This is a genomic window from Exiguobacterium sp. E4787 (assembly GCF_018618375.1).
GTDB lineage: Bacteria > Bacillota > Bacilli > Exiguobacteriales > Exiguobacteriaceae > Exiguobacterium > Exiguobacterium chiriqhucha.
In genome coordinates this window covers 331,517-352,116 of the sequence record NZ_JACSLY010000001.1, presented here as the reverse complement: position 1 = coordinate 352,116, position 20,600 = coordinate 331,517, and the positions used below count along the sequence as shown (strand labels likewise).

General features: G+C 52.4%; 18 protein-coding genes and 1 pseudogene. 12 read left to right on the top strand and 7 right to left on the bottom strand.

From position 1 onward, the window contains the following. Window positions 1-2 precede the first annotated feature (2 nt). Window positions 3-602 (bottom strand): 30S ribosomal protein S4, encoded by a 600-nt coding sequence (gene rpsD / locus KNP80_RS01830; RefSeq protein WP_029595169.1) that lies wholly within the window; start codon window positions 600-602, stop codon window positions 3-5. Between the two features lie 222 nt (window positions 603-824). Then, a complete protein-coding gene (locus tag KNP80_RS01825) occupies window positions 825-1,307 on the bottom strand; it encodes a GAF domain-containing protein (protein WP_131437138.1) in 483 nt (160 codons plus the stop codon). Between the two features lie 236 nt (window positions 1,308-1,543). On the opposite strand from KNP80_RS01825, the gene ezrA reads away from it, so the two are divergent. Further along, entirely contained in the window at window positions 1,544-3,274 is a 1,731-nt protein-coding gene (gene ezrA / locus KNP80_RS01820; protein ID WP_214831909.1) for a septation ring formation regulator EzrA, read from the top strand. A gap of 74 nt (window positions 3,275-3,348) precedes the next feature. Then, window positions 3,349-4,920 (top strand): amidohydrolase, encoded by a 1,572-nt coding sequence (locus KNP80_RS01815; protein ID WP_214833437.1) that lies wholly within the window; start codon window positions 3,349-3,351, stop codon window positions 4,918-4,920. Between the two features lie 43 nt (window positions 4,921-4,963). On the opposite strand, the gene KNP80_RS01810 is transcribed toward KNP80_RS01815, so the two are convergent. Beyond that, window positions 4,964-5,782 (bottom strand): NAD kinase, encoded by an 819-nt coding sequence (locus tag KNP80_RS01810; RefSeq protein WP_031199840.1) that lies wholly within the window; start codon window positions 5,780-5,782, stop codon window positions 4,964-4,966. A 155-nt stretch (window positions 5,783-5,937) separates the two neighbouring features. Between KNP80_RS01810 and tpx the strand changes: the two genes are divergently transcribed. The 5 genes and pseudogenes from tpx (at window position 5,938) to KNP80_RS01785 (ending at window position 10,971) form a co-directional block, all read left to right on the top strand. Further along, a complete protein-coding gene (gene tpx / locus KNP80_RS01805) occupies window positions 5,938-6,426 on the top strand; it encodes a thiol peroxidase (RefSeq protein WP_021065603.1) in 489 nt (162 codons plus the stop codon). Between the two features lie 99 nt (window positions 6,427-6,525). Beyond that, complete coding sequence (locus KNP80_RS01800; protein WP_058764001.1) at window positions 6,526-7,413, top strand: class I SAM-dependent methyltransferase; 888 nt, start codon at window positions 6,526-6,528, stop codon at window positions 7,411-7,413. A 126-nt stretch (window positions 7,414-7,539) separates the two neighbouring features. Further along, the gene (locus tag KNP80_RS01795; RefSeq protein ID WP_214717537.1) at window positions 7,540-8,751 is read left to right on the top strand and encodes an acetate kinase; all 1,212 of its coding nucleotides are present in this window, start codon (window positions 7,540-7,542) and stop codon (window positions 8,749-8,751) included. 432 nt (window positions 8,752-9,183) lie between these two features. Continuing rightward, a complete protein-coding gene (locus KNP80_RS01790) occupies window positions 9,184-9,792 on the top strand; it encodes a 3D domain-containing protein (protein WP_214717535.1) in 609 nt (202 codons plus the stop codon). A gap of 129 nt (window positions 9,793-9,921) precedes the next feature. Further along, window positions 9,922-10,971, top strand: a pseudogene (locus tag KNP80_RS01785) (serine hydrolase domain-containing protein). A 48-nt stretch (window positions 10,972-11,019) separates the two neighbouring features. On the opposite strand, the gene KNP80_RS01780 reads toward KNP80_RS01785, so the two are convergent. Further along, on the bottom strand, window positions 11,020-11,457 hold the full coding sequence (locus KNP80_RS01780) for a universal stress protein (RefSeq protein ID WP_021065608.1): 438 nt from the start codon (window positions 11,455-11,457) through the stop codon (window positions 11,020-11,022). Between the two features lie 183 nt (window positions 11,458-11,640). Between KNP80_RS01780 and KNP80_RS01775 the strand changes: the two genes are divergently transcribed. Together KNP80_RS01775 and KNP80_RS01770 are read left to right on the top strand one after the other, a co-directional pair. Then, complete coding sequence (locus KNP80_RS01775) at window positions 11,641-12,366, top strand: SDR family oxidoreductase (protein WP_214717531.1); 726 nt, start codon at window positions 11,641-11,643, stop codon at window positions 12,364-12,366. Between the two features lie 12 nt (window positions 12,367-12,378). Continuing rightward, window positions 12,379-13,101 carry a metallophosphoesterase family protein gene (locus KNP80_RS01770; protein ID WP_214831907.1) on the top strand — a complete coding sequence of 241 codons (723 nt, stop codon included), beginning with the start codon at window positions 12,379-12,381 and terminating at the stop codon, window positions 13,099-13,101. A gap of 43 nt (window positions 13,102-13,144) precedes the next feature. Here the strand turns inward: KNP80_RS01770 and KNP80_RS01765 are convergent, their stop codons facing one another. Continuing rightward, the gene (locus KNP80_RS01765; RefSeq protein ID WP_214717529.1) at window positions 13,145-14,242 is read right to left on the bottom strand and encodes a M24 family metallopeptidase; all 1,098 of its coding nucleotides are present in this window, start codon (window positions 14,240-14,242) and stop codon (window positions 13,145-13,147) included. Window positions 14,243-14,403: 161 nt separating this feature from the next. Between KNP80_RS01765 and KNP80_RS01760 the strand changes: the two genes are divergently transcribed. After that, window positions 14,404-15,714: a DRTGG domain-containing protein gene (locus tag KNP80_RS01760; protein WP_021065612.1), complete on the top strand. Its 1,311-nt coding sequence runs from the start codon at window positions 14,404-14,406 to the stop codon at window positions 15,712-15,714. A 44-nt stretch (window positions 15,715-15,758) separates the two neighbouring features. Here KNP80_RS01760 and KNP80_RS01755 read toward each other — a convergent pair whose 3' ends face one another. Beyond that, window positions 15,759-16,073: a YtpI family protein gene (locus tag KNP80_RS01755; protein ID WP_251128808.1), complete on the bottom strand. Its 315-nt coding sequence runs from the start codon at window positions 16,071-16,073 to the stop codon at window positions 15,759-15,761. Window positions 16,074-16,150: 77 nt separating this feature from the next. On the opposite strand from KNP80_RS01755, the gene KNP80_RS01750 reads away from it, so the two are divergent. Then, window positions 16,151-17,116 carry a DHH family phosphoesterase gene (locus tag KNP80_RS01750; RefSeq protein ID WP_214717527.1) on the top strand — a complete coding sequence of 322 codons (966 nt, stop codon included), beginning with the start codon at window positions 16,151-16,153 and terminating at the stop codon, window positions 17,114-17,116. Between the two features lie 18 nt (window positions 17,117-17,134). Here the strand turns inward: KNP80_RS01750 and KNP80_RS01745 are convergent, their stop codons facing one another. Then, the gene (locus tag KNP80_RS01745) at window positions 17,135-17,326 is read right to left on the bottom strand and encodes a YtzJ family protein (protein ID WP_021065615.1); all 192 of its coding nucleotides are present in this window, start codon (window positions 17,324-17,326) and stop codon (window positions 17,135-17,137) included. 102 nt (window positions 17,327-17,428) lie between these two features. On the opposite strand from KNP80_RS01745, the gene dnaE reads away from it, so the two are divergent. Further along, window positions 17,429-20,599, top strand: a complete 3,171-nt coding sequence (gene dnaE, locus KNP80_RS01740) for a DNA polymerase III subunit alpha (RefSeq protein ID WP_353047956.1) — start codon at window positions 17,429-17,431, stop codon at window positions 20,597-20,599. The last annotated feature ends 1 nt before the right edge of the window (window position 20,600 follow it).

Sequence of the window (20,600 nt, the reverse complement as noted above, 5' to 3'; positions counted from 1 at the left end):
CATTAACGTGAGTAGTACTCAACGATGAGTTGCTCTTTGATTTGGTCGTTCAATTCAGCGCGCTCAGGAAGACGTACGAATGTACCTTCGAGCTTCTCAGCATCGAATGTGACGTAGTCTTTTGTAGCTGGTGCTACTTCGAGAGCTTCAGCGATCGCTTTGAAGTTTTTAGACTTCTCGCGAACTGAGATGACTTGACCTGGTTTTACACGGTAAGACGCGATGTCTACACGTGAACCGTCAACTTGGATGTGACCGTGGTTGACGAGTTGGCGCGCTCCGCGACGTGTGCGAGCGAGACCCATACGGTAAACGAGGTTGTCAAGGCGTGACTCGAGCAAGAACATGAAGTTCTCACCGTGGATACCTTGCATTTTCCCAGCATCGTTGAAGATGCGACGGAATTGCTTCTCGTTGATTCCGTACATGTGACGGAGTGCTTGCTTCGCTTGAAGCTGAAGACCGTATTCAGAGATTTTACGACGACCATTTCCGTGTTGACCTGGTGCGTAAGGACGTTTTGCTAATTCTTTACCCGTTTCGCTAAGCGAGATGCCTAAGCGACGCGAGAGTTTCCAAGCTGGACCTGTGTAACGAGCCATGTTTGGACTCCTCCTTGTTGTTCATGTATTTTGCACAAAAGAACAACGATGTCAAAGACGGGTGACGCCCCTTTCTAGGTTCAAGCACCTTCACTTGATAGCGAAGCTACGAGATGCTCCTCCGACTCAGTCGAGGCCCGAAAGGTGGATACGTCTGTCAATGACTGCTATCGTCATTTCATGCACAAAAATCAGTATACGACGAAACGATTCGCTTGTCAATCAGATGAAGCGAAGTAATGTCTGGCAAAATTGCTCGAGCCCTTGGCGGTCGACATCTGAGAAGCGGTCGAACTCGGGGCTGTCGATATCGAGGACACCGATCGTCTTGCCGTCGCGAACGAGCGGGACGACGATTTCTGAGTTAGAAGCCGCATCACAAGCGATATGGCCAGGGAATTGATGAACGTCTGCAATGAGTTGCGTCTCTTGCGTCGAGGCCGCAGTGCCGCAAACTCCTTTACCGAACGCGATATGGACACAAGCCGGAAGGCCTTGGAACGGTCCGAGGATGAGGGCATCTTCTCCCTCTGTTAAATAGAAGCCGACCCAGTTGATGCGGTCGAGGAACTGGTTAAGCAATGCGCTCGCGTTCGATAGGTTGGCGACACGGTTCGTCTCGCCTTCTAAAAGTGCTGCCAGCTGTTTATTGAGTAGGTCGTACCCGGCGGCCAAGTCGCCAGTGTAAGTCGTTGTTTGAAACATTTGATTCCCTCCTATGAATGAATGCATGATGAATTAGCATTATGGTACACGCATTTTTTCGGTTTGTCTTCTTAAAAGATTCGCGTGAAAAACAACATTCTCTCCCTAAACCGTTGGAAAACCTATGCAAATCATTGGTTCTATAATATGATTAGTATTATCTATACTCATAAAATACTTCATTTATTCATTTAGATACATAAGTCCATGAAAGCGGCTTGGAGGTTGTGACAGAGATGGATTACGGAATCTACGGAATTTTAATTGGAATCATTGTCATCGCATTAGGGGCCATGCTGGGAAGCATGCTCGTACGAAGGAATTTTTACCAGAAAATTGATGATTTAGACATGCGCAAACAAAGTGTGCTCAGCGCCAGTGTGCCGGCTGAACTGCAGAAGTTCAAACAATGGCCGATGGAAGGCGAGACGAAAGAAAAGTTCGAACGATGGCATCAGTCGTGGGACGAACTCGTCAGCGTACATACGGGACAAATCGATGAGGCGCTCTATCATGCCGAAGAAGATTTGGACAAATATCGCTTCCTTAAAGTGAAATCCGATTTGAACGCGACGGAACAGTTGATTGAAGAGCTCGAGTCGATGGTACACGCCATGCTCGATGAGATGGATGAGTTCAATCAACACCATTCGTCGCTTCTCGATATCGTCAAAAAAGACGAGAAAGAGTTGTATCAATTCCGGAAGACACTCGTCGCCCAAAACAGTGCGTTTGGCCCGACATACGAGCTCGTCGAGTCTGAAATCGCGGCAGCGGAAGCGAAGCGGACCGAGATGATCACGTTGAAGCAAGAAGGACAAGTATCTGAGGCGTATATCGCCGGCCAAGTCTTGTCTGAGAAAGTGACGAAGATTCGTGAACTCGTCGGCGTCATCCCGCAGTTCGTGCGCACGGTGCAAATCGATTTGAAACAACAGCTCAACCAGTTGCGCTCGGGTCATAAAGAGATGCAAATGGACGGCTACGCGCTTGAGCCGCTCGGTTTAATGGAAGAGATCGAGCAAGCGGAAGATCGCCGGGCCGCGCTCATGGACCGGATTGAACAACTCGACTTCGCTCATTTCGAGATGGACATGCAACAGCTCAGCTCGGACATCGATCAGCTGTTCGAAGCGTTCCGGACCGAAGTCGATGCACGCCAATACGTGAAAAAAGAATTCGCGACCGTGAAAGAACGTGACCGCCAGACGAGTGAAGTCATGGCTCGTCTCCATCAAGAGATGACCCGCCTCGTCAGCAATTACGAGATTAATGCCCGTGTCGGCGAAGAGTTTGAACAGCTCGAACGGGAGCGTGCGACGCTCACGGCGAACGTACTCGACATCGAACAGGCGCTCGTCGCCCAGATGATTCCGTTCAGCATGATTAAATCAAAAGTACAAGAAGCGAAACGTTCGCTCGATCAGTTCAGTGCGATGCATGAACGGTTCATCGAGAACACGAACTCCCTTCGCAAAGAAGAACTCGAAGTCCGCAACAAACTCGAGTCATGGAAGCGCGAACTGTCGGCCCATCGCCGTTTGCTCGCGAAGAGCGCCATGCCGGTCGTTCCGACTGATTTGACGAGCGATATGCGCCAGTTGCAAAAAGGCGTGCAATCGTTGGATGAACAGTTCGAGAAAGCACCGTTTAATATGACGTATATCGTCGGCCTCAGCCACGACGTCGAAGAGACGATGGACAACTTCCGGGACCGGGTCAAAGCACTCTTGCGCCAAGTCACGTACGCCGAACAACTTCTGCAGTATGCGAACCGCTATCGCCGTCGCGACAACGAGGTGCATATCGCTTTGACGCTCGCCGAGAACAAGTTCTTGCATGGGGAATATGGGACGGCCGTCGAGATTGGCGAGCGTGTCCTCGGACGTTTCGATGAAGGAGCGGCCCGTGAGATTCGCCAACGCGTCGAAAAAGGATTGGAACAGCAAGAGCTATTACGAAAATAATGATGCATGAAGATTGACGTAAACGGGAATTAACGTGTACGTCAATCTTTTTTGAATCGAGGAGGAATTTTGTGATGGGAACGCTATGGGTTAACGGAAAGATTTATACGATGAACAAAGAGCATGAACATGCTCGTGCCATGTACGTGGAGCACGGCCGGATCTTGAAGATGGGGGAAGAAGGCCACCTTCGTCGTACATACGCCGGAAGAATCAAGCAGATTGTGAATCTTGAAGGGAAGAGCGTCTATCCGGCGTTCACCGACTCACACATCCACTTGATCGGGTACGGGGAAGCGCTCGACCGGATCGATGCGACCGAGACGACGGACTTGCAAGCTCTGCTCGAATCGATGAAGCAAAAGGATGGTAACGACGATTGGATTGTCGCGGAAGGGTTCAATGACCGTCTGCTTGGCGAGATGCCGACGCGTGAGATGATTGATGCCGTCATTCCGGACCGGCCCGTCGTCTTGAAACGGGTCTGTCGTCACGTTGCCGTCGTCAACTCGAAAGGATTGGAGCGGCTCGGCTTGATTCATCATACTGTCATCGAAGGCGGGAAGCTCGGACGCGATGCGGATGGCAAGTTGAACGGGGTGCTGTACGATGCGGCGCTCGACCTGCTCCACAAAGAGCTGGGCGGAAATCGCGAGAAAAATGTCGCCTCGCTCCACCGGGCCATCGACTCTCTGTTCGCCCACGGCATCGTCAATGCCCATACGGAAGACTTGTTCTATCACGGTGATCCGCTCGAGACGATTCAAGCGTATGAAGACGTTTTGGCGGACCTCCCGTTCCACGCGCATCTGCTCGTCCATGAACAAGTCGTTGATACGTTGATTCGTCACGACGCGCTCGCCAAGCGCCCGCGTTTTGATTTCGGGGCGATGAAATTATTCGTCGACGGATCGTTCGGGGGACGGACGGCACTCTTGTCGGAACCGTACACGGATGATCCGGCACAGCGGGGAATCGAGGTTCATCGTCCGGATCATCTCGAGGCGCTTGTCAAAAAGGCGCGGTCCTACGGGATGAACGTAGCGGCCCACGTGATTGGGGACGCCGCCGCCGAACAGTTCATCACGCTGCTCGAGAAATATCCGGCCAAGCGTGGGACGCGAGACCGAATCATTCACGCCTCACTCTTGAACGACGCGCTCTTAAAACGGATTCAAGCGCTGCCGGTGTTGATTGATGCCCAACCGATCTTCTTGTCGGACGACATGAACTTGTTGTTCGACCGGCTCGGCAACGAGCGCGTCGATGACGCCTACCGCTTCAAATCGATGCTCGATACCGGAGCGCTCGTCCTCGGAGGCAGTGACGCCCCGATTTCTACCGTCGATGTACGGAAAGGTTTATATGCGGCGGTCACCCGTCAGTCATTTGAGGAGTCGGGGGCGCTCAACCCGCCGGAACGCCTATCGATGTATGAGGCGCTCCGCAGCTTCACGTATGCACCGCGTGTCGCGACAGGCACACACGGACGCGACGGCTTGTTGATTCAGAGCTATAACGCGACGTTCACGGTGTGGGAAGAGGACTTCTTCGACCTGCGTGGACGCGACATCCTCGACAATCGACTCGTCATGACGGTCGTCGAGGGGACGCCGGTATACGAGGCCAATGTCGTCAACGCATAAGGAAAGGCTAGCCATCCACGAGGGACGGCTAGCCTTTTGTCGTTTAGAAAAATGAACGCTGGACTTTGTGCCAGAACGAGTTGTTTTTCAGTTTGACGGTCTTAATGACCTGATCAGAAAGTTCGATATCGATGCGGTCTGTATATTTCAAGCTGAGCGCCTCGTTGTCCATGCCGATAATCGGATAGTCGTTCCCATCCTCAACGATGCGGAGCGAGAGTTTGCGCGAGTCGTGCACGATGAACGAAGAGCCGAGCGTGCGGTAACGATTGTTGTTCACCGAGGCGATCTCGCTCACTTGCATACATGGGATGAGCGGATCGACGATAGCGCCGTCGAGTGATTTGTTGTACGCTGTCGAGCCGGTCGGTGTCGAGACGACCATGCCGTCGCCGCGGAACGTCTCGAAATGGAGGTCGTCGATGTACACTTCGATGGCGAGCGATTTGATGATACTCGACTTGATTGAGGCTTCGTTCAAACAAAGCATCGGAGTCGATTCATTGATGGATGCCGACAAGAGCGGGTATTTCCGCACCTCGAGACCGGCTTCGATACGGGCGCTGTTGTCCGAGAACAAGCGATCGACTTCGTCGAGTTTATGTATATCGAAATCGCAATAAAACTCGTTCAAGCCGCGGCCAAACCCGACGTAAATGGCATCTTGACGGAATCCCGTATAGCGGACAGCCTGCAAGAACGCGCCATCTCCCCCGATGGCGACGATGATGTTGGCGTCTTCAGGGCGATTGACGACGTTGAAGCCGTATTTCTCACCGATTTCGATTAATTTTTTTACTTCTTTTGTAAAGTCGTTGACGTTACGATGGTACAAAAAAACGTTGTTTCTCATCCTAGTCATCCCCTTTGTCAATTGAGTCTCTTTCATTATACAGCGTTTTAGACGCTCGATATAGGGAAAATCACAATCAGGCCGTCTGAGGCAGGATGCTTGTCATCGAGACGGCGCCATCGCTATGATGAAGAAGTATAAATCATGCAAAAGGGGATGAAACGATGCCAACATTTAAAGGCAATACCGTTACACTGCAAGGGAACCCGGTCAAAGTCGGAGATACTGCACCGGACTTTACAGCGCTCACGACGGCACTTGAAGAGGTGACGCTCGCGTCATACCCAGGCAAGAAATTGATTAGTGTCGTTCCATCGATCGACACAGGTGTCTGTGACACGCAAACACGCGCATTCAACGAGAAGGCGTCATCGCTCGGCGGTACCGTCTTGACGGTGTCAAACGACTTACCGTTCGCACAGCGTCGCTGGTGTGCGGCGTCAGGACTTGATAATGTCGTCATGTTATCGGATCACCGCGACCAATCGTTCGCGAAATCGTACGGCGTATTGATGGAAGAACTCCGTCTTCTCGCACGTTCGGTATTCGTCATCGACTCGGCCGGTACGGTCCAGTATGTCCAGTACATGGATGAGATGACAGAGGAAGTTGATTTCGATGCGGCGCTCGAGGCGTTTGACGCTGCGAACTGATTCGCTTGGCGAAACGACCACGAATCGCTTACACTAATAGAAGTGAACCGACCGGCTCTCCACAAGAGGGCCGGTTTTGTATGGAAAGGATGATCGAAGATGGAACGATTTGAACAACTGTATCGGGATTGGAAGAAAGAAGCGAAGAAGCTGACGACAGACCTTGACTTATTGCCGCTCGAGGCATTGATTGAAGTGTTTGAGCGAGTCAATGTCGAACAGGAGAAAACGGATGATGTCCGCAAAGCCGTCAGTCTGCTCGTCCTCGAGGAGACGACGACACTCCCGCCGAACCATCAACCGACACCGGACGCCGTCAGCCTGTTCATCGGGTACTTGGCGACGAAGCTCGTCAAGGACGGGGCGAACGTGCTGGAACTCGGCAGCGGAACGGGCACGCTCGTCCACGCCGTGTTGACACAATTGAAAGATGCCACCGCGCAGGCGGTTGAAGTCGACGAGACGATGCTTCGCCTGTCGTACGCAATCAGCAACTTGCTCGGTAAGCCGGTTTCGTACTTCCATCAAGACGCACTCGCACCGCTATTCGTCGAGCCGAGCGACTTAGCGCTCGTCGATTTGCCGATCGGCTATTATCCGAACGACGACATGGCATCCGGCTACGCCTTGAAACGGGATGAAGGCCATTCTTACTCGCACTTCTTGTTGATCGAGCAGGCGATGCGTCACTTGAAACCAGGCGGTCACGGGATCTTTGTCATCCCGAACAATTTGTTTGAACAGGATGACGAAGGGAAATTAAAACAGTGGATGGACCGTGAGGCCGTCGTCAAAGGTGTTCTTCAATTGCCGACGACGATGTTCAAAGATGAGCGGTATGCGAAAAGCCTATTGATGTTACAAAAGCTTGGGGAAGGCGTCAAACGCCCGAAACAAGCACTCCTCGTCGAGTTGCCATCGTTCACGGATGTACGTGCTGTTGCCAATATTGTGAAACAGATTGATGATTGGTTTAAAACAACATAATTTTTATTGGGCAAAAGACTTGAAAAACATATGCCATATCAAGTATCTTCATTATGATACAGTTATCGGTTTTTAAGAGAACAGATAAAGACTCGTGTTTAAATCGAAAGGTAAGAGGTGTATGACATGACAAAAATTATGGCAGTCAACGCAGGTAGTTCGTCATTAAAGTTCCAACTTCTCGAAATGCCATCTGAGAAGATGCTCGCCGTCGGGCTCGTCGAGCGTGTCGGAAAAGAAGATGCGATCTTCACGATTAAATATGGCGAAGGACAAAAGTTCCATATCGTCACACCGCTTCATTCACATAAAGAAGCGGTCGAGCTCTCGCTCGAAAAATTGATTGACCTTGATGTTATTCAGTCGTTCGACGAAATCGCAGGCGTCGGTCACCGTGTCCTTCATGGAAAAGAGTTGTACGCGGATTCGGTCGTTATCGACGATGAAGTCATGAAGAACATCGAATCGTTCGTCGAACTCGGACCGCTCCACATCCCGCCAAACTTGACGGGGATTCGTGCGTTTCAAACGATTTTACCGAACGTACCGCAAGTCGCGGTCTTCGACACGGCGTTCCACCAGTCGATGCCAGAAGAGAACTTCTTGTACAGCCTTCCGTATGAGTACTACACGGAGCACGGCGTCCGGAAGTACGGTTTCCACGGAACGAGCCACAAGTACGTCACGCAACGTGCGGCAGAGCTTCTCGGTCGTCCGCTTGAAGACCTTCGTTTAATCTCGTGCCACCTCGGTAGCGGTGCTTCAATCGCAGCGGTTGCCGGTGGTCGTTCGATCGACACGACGATGGGCTTCACGCCACTCGAAGGAATCACGATGGGAACACGCTCGGGATCACTTGACCCGGCCCTCATCCCGTTCTTGATGCAGAAGACTGGCAAGTCGGCTGAAGACGTATTGAACGTCATGAACAAAGAGTCAGGTGTCTACGGTCTCTCGGGTATCTCGAGTGACTTGCGTGACATCGAGCAAGCAGCGGCTGAAGGCAACCACCGTGCCGAAGTCTCGCTCAAAATCTTCTCGAACCGCATCCACGGTTATATCGGTCAATATGCGGCAGAGATGAACGGTGTCGATGCGATCATCTTCACAGCTGGTGTCGGAGAAAACTCTGACGTCATCCGTGAGCGCATCCTTCGTGGCCTTGAGTTCATGGGCGTCTACTGGGATCCATCACTCAACAACGGAGCACGTGGCAAAGAGTTGTTCATCAACTACCCGCACTCACCGGTCAAAGTCATCATTATCCCGACGAACGAAGAATTGGTCATCGCACGCGATACTGTTCGCATCGCCAACCTCGTCGAATCACACGTTTAAGCTGTTACAGCGTCCGTGCCGGATTCATCCGGCACGGGCGTTTTTTAGTGCTTTTGGCATACGGCACGAGATGGTTTTGTGACGATGGACCGAATCGAAAGTGATTGTTTGTAACATTTGGCGTAAGAAAACATGGTTTCCGTAACAAAGCAGATATATTTATTCCTTTAATTGGGAATTGATATGACGAAACCTAAAGAATTTTATTTAAACCGTCATCCAGGCTTAAAGGATGACGGTTTTGTAATGTAATCGTAACTTAGCTGACACTCAAATGAATTTTAGTTGTAAACGCACGGTCATGCGATTCGTCATATAGTTATCTGGACGAAACATTCCGTAATCGATACGACATGTTTCAACTGGAACAGCACCACAGATTCGACAACACGAACTTACTACGAACAAACCGACTAGGAGAGGACAAACCACATGCTCAAAAAAATTGGAACGGTCTTACTACTGACGGTCATGACACTCGCTATGCTCTTACCCCAACAACAAGTTGAGGCGTCTTCAAAAGTATACGTACAAAGCCAAGTCAACGGATTGAACGTCCGCTCGGCAGGGACGCTCAGCGGTAAAGTGATTGGGAAGATCAATAAAGGACAACAACTTCAGCGTACTGGCTCAAAAGGAGCTTGGATTCGCGTCAACTATAAAGGGAAAACGGGTTGGGTCTCTGCTAAATACTTAAAAGCAGTAAAGAAATCTGCGAAGTCGGTAGCAAAAACCAGTATGAAGTCTAAAACGTATAAAATGAATGCTTCAGCTTACACACCATATTGCAAAGGATGTTCAGGCGTTACGGCGCTAGGCTGGAACGTACGTGCGCAAAAACGTAACGTCATCGCTGTCGATCCGCGCGTCATCCCGCTTGGTAAGAAAGTACAAGTATATGTCGCAGGAAAGTTGATGGGCACATATACAGCGGCTGATGCAGGCGGCGCCATCAAAGGTAACAAAATCGACATCTTGATGTACTCGCAAAGTGCGGCTCTTAAATTCGGTCGCAAAACAGTGACTGTCAAAGTGTTATAATACGTGAACGAGGGGCTATCGCATTTGCGGTGGCCCTTTTTTTGATTCGCTGAAACGGATTGCACCGGATGAAGATCGAGGTGTGGCAACTTGAGTAGAAGGAAATTGAATGGTTGTCGAGAAGACCGTATGCAGGTTGAAAGGGGGGAAGGTGACGTGGAGACGACTTACAGTGCATTGATCTCATATGTAAAAGATATTCAGCACCTCAATCAAAGCAGTGCCGCCGCGCTGCTAGTCCTGCAAGACGATCGCATCGTGTTCGAACATTATGACGGCTTCCATTCGAATCATGATTCAAAAGTGGTTGACGTCAATTCGATGTTCAACGTCGCTTCGGCCCGTAAAAGCTATTTGGGACTGGCGATTGCCTATGCGTTGTATGAAGGAAAGATTCGGCATCTCGATGATTTGGTCTCTGATTATTTTGACGAGTATGACGTGGGCACGTTTCGAGGGACGACGATTCGGCATTTGGTCACGCACTCGCACGGATTGAACTAGGATGAGACGGGTTTGGTATTTCGTGAGTTCGATGCAGGTGAGGGATGGGCATATCAGGGTGTGAACGTCGAAATCGTGACGAATTTGTTTAAACGGTTGTACGGATATGATTTCACTCACTTATTAAGAGAGCGGGTGTTTCAGCCGATGGGACTCTCACGAACGGAATGGGCGACTCGTGCGGCACCGAGTCTTGTCAAAGTCGTGGACGTTCCTGACGAGGAAGCGTCGTATAAGTTGTATCCTTTTGATGATGGGATGGGGTCGAATCTACATACGACTGCGCGAGAATTCGCTGCATGGGGCAATCTTCATTTGAATAACGGACGTCATCGAGGCGTTCAGATTGTGCCGGAAGAAGTGATTCGTCTCGCGACCTCGATTCAAAGTCCCGAGTATGCCAATTCAACGTTCCCGACAAACGGGCTGTTCTGGTATGTCCAAGGCGTGCCGAAAGCGTGGAGCGAACTAGGGGAGGCTGTACCGACAGGGTCGTATCAAATCCTCGGGAACACCGGACCATTGCTATTGGTCATTCCCGCCTATCGAGCCGTCGTTGTCAGGATGTATAACAAACGCTATAACTATGGGGGCGACCGCTATCTCGATTATCTTCGCGAGTTCAGCAATCTGGCGGCTGAGACGCTTCGGCCGACCGACAACCCGATATCATAAGCAACCCCACACGAAAGGGCCAACGCGTGCGCGCTGGCCCTTGGCTTGTTATTGGCGGACAATGAGAACGTCACACTTCGAGTAGCGGACGATGCTTTCAGAGACGCTACCGATGAAGAAGCGTTCGACGGCGTTCAACCCGGTTGCTCCACAGATGATGAGATCAATGTCGTGATTCGGTGCGATTTTTTTAGCGATCGTCACTTTCGGAGAGCCGTACTCGATGACCGTCTCCACTTCTTTGACACCTCGTTCTTTCGCGCGATTGACGTAGTCCTCGAGCAGTTCTTTCGCATACGTCTCAGCACGCTCGGTAATCGTCCGGTCGTACGCTTCAACCGTGGCGAATGTCCGTGTATCGATGACGTGTCCGATATACAGTTTGCCATCGTTTCGAAGTGCGACGTCGATTGCTGTTTCAAATGCACGTTCGGCCTCTTTCGAGCCGTCGACGGCAGATAGAATATGTTTGTAGACAATTGCCATGTAAATCCCAACCTTTCGCTTGAAATGTACGTGCGGCTTACATGTATAGTATACCACTTCTGCTTCAATTCACGCCCGGTTCTTTCAGAAATGTGTGAAATTTTCACAACTTTCTGATGGAACAGGTTGAAGTTTGGAAATGGGCAAGCGGAACGGGTAAGATGATACAGAGGAGGGATGACGATGAAACATGTAGTCATCACGGCCGGTGCGAAAGGGATCGGCCGCATTGTGACGGAACGATTATTGGAGGAAGGTTGGCACGTCAGTGTATTGCAGCGGAAGCCGATCAATTGGCAACATGAACGGTTACATATGGTCGAGGCCCCGTTGACGGACCGCGAAGCTGTTCTGAGTGGCTATGAAGAGGCGGTGGCCAAATTCGGAGAGCCGGACGCGCTCATCTTGAACGCCGGGCCTTACATCTTCGAACGGAAGTGTCTCGTCGATTTGACGGACGAGGAGTGGGACGAGGTCATCAGCGGCAATTTGTCAGCCTCGTTTTGGCTGATGCGCCGGGCTATCCCGAGTATGCGGGCAAAACGATTCGGCCGCATCATCACATATGGCTTCCCGGAGAGTGGGACGGCACCGGGCTGGGTTCATCGGTCGGCTTTCGCGGCCGCCAAAACCGGGCTCGTCAGTTTGACGAAATCGGTCGCACTCGAGGAAGCGGCACACGGCATCACAGCCAATATGATTAACCCGGGCAATATCGTCGGCGCGCAAAAAGAAATGCGAATCGAAGCGGCCGAACCGGACGACCAGACCCCGGTCGGACGACACGGGACGGGCGAAGACATCGCCCGCATGATTCTATTCCTGCTCGCCCGCAATTCCGATATGGTCACAGGTGCCATCATCGATGTGACCGGAGGCGTCAACGTCGTCCATCAATACCGAAAATAAGGGGGAAACCGCATGAAATTGGCCATGTTGACCGATATCCATGGAAACGTCCAAGCGCTCGACGCGGTGCTGGCCGAGCTCGATTGCCAGCAGGTCGACGAGATTTGGAGTTTGGGCGATATGATCGCGATGGGGCCCGACTCGAACGAAGTGATGGCGCGTCTGCTCGACCGTGGTGTACACTTGATCACCGGCAACCATGATGAGGCCGTCTTATCGCTTATGGCCGGGACGGGTCACCCCGACAGTTATGCCCATACCCGTCCGCATCATGAGTGGGTGGCGCGCACGCTCAGGCCTGACTATGCGGACGCGCTCTTCAAGTTGCCGCGTACGATTGAACGCGTTGTCGAGGATACGCGGGTATATGGGATTCATTATCATATCCCGAGCGAGAAGCGGGACGTGCCGATCACCGAGGAGCCGTTCCATGACATCGTCGAGGCGACGCTCTCGAACATGCAGTCGCTGTACGGGTCTTATGAAGCGGACGTCATCTGTTTCGGGCACCATCATCCGGAGCATGTGTTCCATGACGACACGAAACATTATTTCAATCCCGGTGCGCTCGGTGTCGCCCGTGACGATTTGGCCCGTTACGGCATCCTCGAGTGGGATCAGACAGGCTTCGCCATCCATCCGCAGTCGGTCCGTTATGACAAGCGGGCATTTCTGGAAACGATGGAACGGAATGATGTGCCGCAACGTGACGTCATGTTCAGACTCTTTTATTGACCGTGAAAAAGACCAGCCGCGTACGGCTGGTCTTTTTTGTGACTCAATTGATTTCTTGGAGCGTCTTCGGGTAACTCGTCAACAAGATCGGACCATTCTCGGTCATGACGATATCGTCCTCGATGCGGACGCCGCCGACGCCAGGGAGATAAATTCCTGGTTCGACGGTGAACGTCATCCCGACTTGGGCCGTCATATCATTGTTAGCAGCCATCGACGGGAATTCGTGCACCTCGATGCCGATTCCGTGTCCGACGCGATGCGTAAAGTATTCGCCGTAGCCGGCCGACGTGATGACTTGGCGAGCCGCAATGTCGATTGACCCGAGCGTCGTCCCGACGTTCGCCATCTCGATGGCGGCTTCTTCGGCCTTAAGGACGGTCTCATAAATTTCACGTTGCTTCGTGCTCGCTTCGCCGTAGACGACGGTACGCGTGATATCCGAGGCATAGCCTTGCCAAATGACACCGAGGTCGAACAAGGCGAAGTCGCCTTTCTTCAAGCGGTTATTGCCGGGTACGCCGTGCGGATCGGCACTGTTCTCGCCGAACAAGACGAGTGTGTCGAACGACATCTCGCGGACACCTTGTTTCTTCATCGCATATTCGATCTCGGCGATGACCTCGAGCTCGGTCACGCCTTCACGCAAGGCGCGAATTCCTGCCTCAATCGCCATATCAGCGAGTTCGGCGGCGCGTTTCATCAGGCGGACCTCGTCCGGAGACTTGATCATGCGAAGCGCCTGAAGCTCTTCGGTCAAGTCGATGATCGAGAGACCGGCAAAGCCGGCCCGGAGCTGTTCGACACGGTTGTAGGTCAAATGCTCGCCTTCAATCCCGATGCGCTCGGGGATAATCTGTTGGTCGAGGAACAGTTTGACGACTTTGTCCCATGGATTTTCGTGGTCCATGTACGTGACGATATCGCCATTCCAGTCGCTCGCCTCGACAATGCCTTTTTCAAGTGCCGGACAGACGAGAGCGGTCGTGCCGTTCTTTAAGACGAGGATGGCGATGAGCCGCTCATGTGCCTCGGCATATACTCCCGAAAAATAAAAGACCGATGCTTTCGACGTGACAAAAGCAGCGTCTAACCCTTTAGTGGCCAAAGATTGTGCAATATGGTTGGTTCGTTGATTCAACTCGTTTCCCTTCCTTCTCGTTCATTGGCGTTCTGTTTCATTATACCGTTTTCCAAAACGGAAAGGAAATGTCACATTTTCAGTAGTACAGTTTGAAGAAGGAAGACTGATACAGTATACTGAAGATGACAGAAAATGTATTGAGGAAAGGGACTCGTGACATGACAACAAAACATGAACAGATCATAGCACATATCGAGTCGCTCGATGTCGGATCTAAAATTTCGGTCCGCCAAATCGCGAAGGAATTGGCAGTATCAGAAGGAACGGCGTATCGGGCCATCAAAGAAGCGGAGAATTTAGGCTTCGTCTCGACGATTGAACGGGTCGGCACCATTCGCATCAAGCGTAAACATAAAGAGAATATTGAGAAGCTGACGTTCGCAGAAGTCGTCAATATCGTCGACGGACAAGTGCTCGGTGGCCGAGACGGGCTCCATAAAACGCTCTCGAAGTTCGTCATCGGGGCGATGAAGCTTGAGGCGATGATGCGATATATCGACGTCGACTCACTCGTCATCATCGGAAACCGGGAAAAGGCGCATGAACTTGTGCTCCAGTCCGGTGGCGCCGTGTTGATCACGGGGGGATTCGACACGACCGATGAAGTGAAACGAATGGCCGATAAGTATCACATGCCGGTCATCTCGACGTCGTATGACAGTTTCACCGTCGCGACGATGATCAACCGGGCCATCTATGACCGCTTGATTAAAAAAGAGATTCTACTCGTCTCGGATATCGTCATCCCGCTGCACGACACGTTCTATTTGAAAGTGGACGATACGGTCAAACGGTGGCACGAACTGAACGAACGGACGAAACATAACCGTTATCCCGTCATCGACGAGCAGATGAAAGTCGTCGGCGTCATCACGGCGAAAGACTTGCTCGACCGTCCGCACGACACCGAAATCGAGAAAGTGATGACGAAGAGCCCAATCACGGTCGGCGTTCAGACGAGCGTCACCAATGCGGCTCACCAAATGGTTTGGGAAGGCATCGAGATGCTCCCGGTCGTCGACAACTATGGCCGTCTGCTCGGTATCATCAGCCGCCAAGACGTGTTGAAGGCGCTCCAACTCGCCAACCGCCAACCGCAAGTCGGCGAGACGTTCGACAATATGATCACGAATCAGTTGAAAGAAGACCCAGCTTCGAACGGGACGGCGTTCACCGTCGAGGTCGCGCCACAGATGACGAGCCACATGGGGACGGCATCGTCAGGGGTGTTGACGACGTTGCTCGTCGAAGGAGCGACCCGCAGTCTACGTCATATGAAAAAAGGCGACCTCGTCGTCGAAAATATTACGGTCTACTTTATGAAACCGATTCAAATCGAGAGCCAAATTCGCGTCTCGGCCAACGTGTTCGACCTTGGCCGGAAGTTCGGGAAAGTCGATGTCGAGATGACACAAGGCACCCAACTCGTCGCCAAGGCGCTCGTCACAGCGCAATTGATTGACCGCTAACAAAAAAACGAGCTGATGCCATCATCAGCTCGTTTCTATTTCTCTTATGATTGGTTGATTGGCTCTTCGCTAGCGAGCGGATAGATTTTACGATAGCGAATGAACCCGACGATGGCGTTGCCGACACCCAAGACGAGCATAGCGATGCTGACGATCCAACCGATCGTCGAGCCGAGCCCGAGTCCGCCAACCATTTGGTTGATGGCGAAGAGTGCGAGAAACATGCTCAGCCAGATGAGCGCTTGCGTGTTGAACAGTGCTTTCCGGTACGGTGTCTTCGTCAAATAAGCGCGTCGTTTGGAAACGAAGTAAGCACCTAACGAAAACAGAATGAGTCCGATCATAACTAATTGACCCAAGTGAAGAAACCCCTTTCAGACGTGTAATCTGTTATCATCATACCATAGAATAGTGTTCAAGAAAGCGAGGAATGGCAATGGCACATTGGCCAGAGGCAGCAACGATATTGAAATTGATTGAAGCGGCGGACACGATTATGATTCATCGACACGTCCGTCCCGACCCTGACGCGCTCGGGAGTCAGCTCGGATTAAAGCGGATTCTTGAAGTCGCCTATCCGGAAAAACAGGTCTATGTCGTCGGCGGTATCGTCCGTGATTTAGAGTTTTTAGGTAAGATGGAGCATGTCGAACCGGAGATGTATCAAGAGGCGCTCGTCATCGTGCTCGATACGGCTAACCATGAACGAATCGATGGGCCGCACGCCTTGACCGGCAAAACCGTCGTCAAAATTGACCACCACCCTGACGAGGATGCGTATGCGACCCATCAAATCGTCGACACGACCGTTAGTTCAACCTCAGAGATGATTGCTGAACTTGCAGGGATTTGGGGGCTTGAACTTGACGAGGCGTCCGCATTCTTGTTGTTCGCCGGAATCGTAGGCGACACGGGACGGTTCCAGTTCCGCAACGCGACGCCACGTACGTTCGAAGTCGCGGCCGAACTGATTAACCATGGTATCGATACGAACCGGCTGTATCGTCAAATGTATAAGACGAATTTGGCGACGTTGCAACTCCAAGGCTATGTCTTACAAAACGTCATTGTGACCGACGCGGGTGTTGGCTACGTCAAAATCGATGCAGACGTCTTGCGCACGTTCCATGCGACACCGGAAGCGGCGTCGTTGCTCGTCAACAGCTTCTCTGGCCTCGAAGGGCTGAAGTGTTGGGTCATGTTCGTCGAGAACAAGGACGAGATTCGTGTCCGGATCCGTTCGAAAGGACCGGTCATCAACGAAGTGGCGAAACGCTATCGCGGCGGTGGTCATCCGATGGCCGCCGGTGCCACGATTGACAAGTGGGAAGAGATGGACGAGGTGATCGCGGCGCTCGATGAAGTCGCGGCCCCGTTCACGTTCGAAACAGAAGAGAGCTGACCGGTTGGTCAGCTCTCTTCAGCGTTTATCCTCTTCTTGTGGAATGAACCACGTACCACGGTCGGTCACATCCTCGACGACATCGAGTTGATACTCGGTGATATAACGTCGGAGTCGTTCGATAATCTCCGGACTGTCGGCGAAGACGGTCTGGCCGTTCTGTAAATTCTCTAGCTTGTCACGTGCGATTTTACCCCGATTAATAATCATACGGTTTATACCCCCTTTTAGGAGAAGTTTTGTCTATAATTATTGTATCAGACAAGTGCCAAAATGAGTTTGACAATTGTGAAAAAAGAAAGGGGGACTCTTGTGATCCACTTAAATGTACGATCGGCTTATAGCTTGATGCAAAGTACGATTCGGCTCGAACAGTATGTCGCCCAGATGGCCGAACGGGGGAGTCGAGCAGTCGCCTTGGCCGACGATGCGTTATACGGCTTGCCGCAATTCGTCCGATTATGTGAACGCTATGCGGTTAAACCCGTTATCGGATTACGGACGACGCTGCGAATGGATGGATTCGATGTCTCCGTTCTCGTCTATGCGTTGACAGATGAACAAGTGCCCGAACTGTATCGCATCGTCCAGGCCGATGGCTTGACCGAAGCGACCGAACTGGCCGTGCTCATCTTACCGGAGAACTGGAAAACGAACGACCCGGTTCACCGCCGCCGCCTCTATAACCATTTGCTCGGTTACGTGAATGAAGACAGACTGTGGCTCGGGTTGCCGGCGCCGCAATCGACGGAACAGACGCTGATGCTCCGGCAATTACGCGAGATGCGTGACGAACTGGGGACACGACTCGTACCGGCCCCGGACACGTGTTACATGAGACCGGAGGATTTCGAGGCGTATCGCGCCATCGTCGCCATCGGTGAAGGCGAGCTCATCTCACAAGAAGATGTGCATCGGAAAGGAAAGTACGTAAGACTGCCGAGCGAAATGAACGATTGGTTCGAACCGATCGAGCTTGAGGCGTTGGACGAGTTCGAATCCCTCATCTCGGTCACACGCTTGCCGGAGGCGACCTCGTCGATTCCAGAGATTGAACATGCGATCGACCGACTGAAGCGTCTCGTCGCCGAACGATTGAAGGCGCTCGACTTGTTCCAAGAGGAATATATCGAACGAGCCCGCTATGAACTCGACGTCATAGCGCGGACCGGTTTCGCCTCGTATTTCCTCATCGTCGAGGATATCGTCCGCTACGCTAAGGAGCAAGGCATTGAAGTCGGTCCTGGGCGTGGGTCCGCGGCCGGATCACTCGTCAGTTTCGCGCTTCACATCACCGAGGTCGACCCGGTCCGGTTCGAGCTGTTATTCGAACGCTTTTTGAACCCGGAACGAATCACGATGCCGGATATCGATTTAGACTTCGAAGACGAGCGGCGCGATGAGGTCGTCCGCTATGTCCTCGATAAATACGGGGCCAACCACGCCGCCCAAATCGGGACGCTCGCGACGTTCGGCGCGAAAGCGGCGCTACGTGATGTCGCGCGGGCGCTCGGGCTGACGCTTGAAGAAGGGCAGGCGGCCAGCAAACAAGTGAAAGACGACGGGTTGGCCGGGATTTTGGCCAATCCGACAAAGATGAAATGGTTTGCCGGCAGTCAGAAGCGGTCGCAACTGTTACACATCGCCGCCCAGCTCGAAGGATTGCCCCGTCAAGCCTCGGTCCACGCGGCCGGACTCGTACTCAGTCGCGACGCGCTTGATGACGTCACCCCGTTACAGCCGACAGCAGGGGAGCAAGTGACCCAATATAATATGAAGGATCTCGAAGCGCTCGGCCTGTTGAAAATCGATTTGCTCGGCCTGCGCAACTTGACGAGACTCCGTCAGATGGAGACGCTCATTCGCGAGACGGATGAACTGTTCTCGCTGAAGACAATTCCATTGAATGACGCCAAGACGTTGCGGGTGCTCGCTCGCGGTGACACGGACGGGATTTTCCAGTTCGAATCGGAAGGGATGAAACAAGCGCTCCGGCAAGTGAAGCCGACCACGTTCGAGGATATCGTCGTCACGATGTCGCTCTATCGTCCAGGTCCGATGCAGTTTATCGATACGTATGCGAAGCGAAAGCATGGCATGCCGCATCAGCCGGTCCACCCGGTCGTCGGTGAGATTATGCGTACGACGAACGGCGTGCTCGTCTATCAGGAGCAAGTCATGCGCCTCCTGCGAGAACTTGCCGGCTACTCGTATGCCGAGGCCGATTTGATTCGCCGTGCCATCGCCAAGAAAGATGTGGCGGCCATCGACGTCGAGAAGAGTCGATTCTTGGAACGTTCGTCGGAGCGGTTCGACAGCGACTCGATGCGACAAGTATTCTCGTGGATTGAGAAGTTCGCGGGCTACGGCTTCAACCGTTCACACGCGGTGGCCTACAGCTTGATCAGTTATCGCTTGGCTTTCGTGAAGGCGCACTTCGAACGGATTTTTTATCTCGTCACGTACGACAAGACGAACCAACTCGTTCGCATGCTGCGAAAAGGGAAAATTCCCGTCTATGCGCCGGACGTCCTTCATGGCCAAGCTGGTGCTTTTTTAGAAGGGCCAGGGGTCCGTCTTGGGTTGAAGGCGGTCCAAGGCTTGACGAAACGCGACGTCGAACGGTTGATTGAACACCATTCCGAATTCACCGACGTAAAACGTCTGCTCGAACTGATGGAGTGGGGCTCGAAAGATCAGCCGAAGTTGCGGCGCCTGCTCGGAGCCGGTGCCCTCGACCGGATGTATCACGGCGATCGCCACCGTGCGTTCGAGGCCGTGGAACGGCTTCGCGAGGAGACAGAGACGCATCTGCTCCCGGATGAGCTGTCCGCACTCGGTTTGAAGCGCTCGGCACCAATCGAGCCGAATTGGTCCGAAGAAGAACGGGAAGCACTCGGGACGTGGATCGTCCATTCGCCGTTGACGACGGTCGCCCCGCTCTCAATTGAGACGGTGACGATCGATGAAGTGTTGAACGGCGAACGTGGATTCATCGTCGTCTACGTCGATGCGATTCGTACGTTCAAGACGAAAAAGAATGAAGAGATGGGTGTCGTCATGGTCGATGACGGCGTCTCGCAAGACGAGGTCGTGATTTTTCCACGCGTGTTCACCCAATTCTCTCGTTCACTGTATGTCGGGAACGTCCTCTTGCTCGAGGTGCATCCGAATGAGCGGGACGGGCGTCGCCAACTCGTCGTCGAACGCGTCCGGCCTCTCCACGGCCAAGCGTTGTTCGTCCGATTGCGTCTGGATTCGTTCGCCGATCTTGAAGAACTATTGCGAACAGCGCCAGGGGATGTCCCCGTCATTTGCCGATTCTCTGATTCGAAAGAAGTGAAACAACTCGCCTCGACATATGCCGTCAATCCGACAGAAGCATTGTTGCAAGGATTGAGGCAGCGGTTCGGCGATACGGATGTCGTGTTGAAACGGGTCGACTCGAAATTGCCCGGCACGAGAACTAGTACCAAGTCATAAA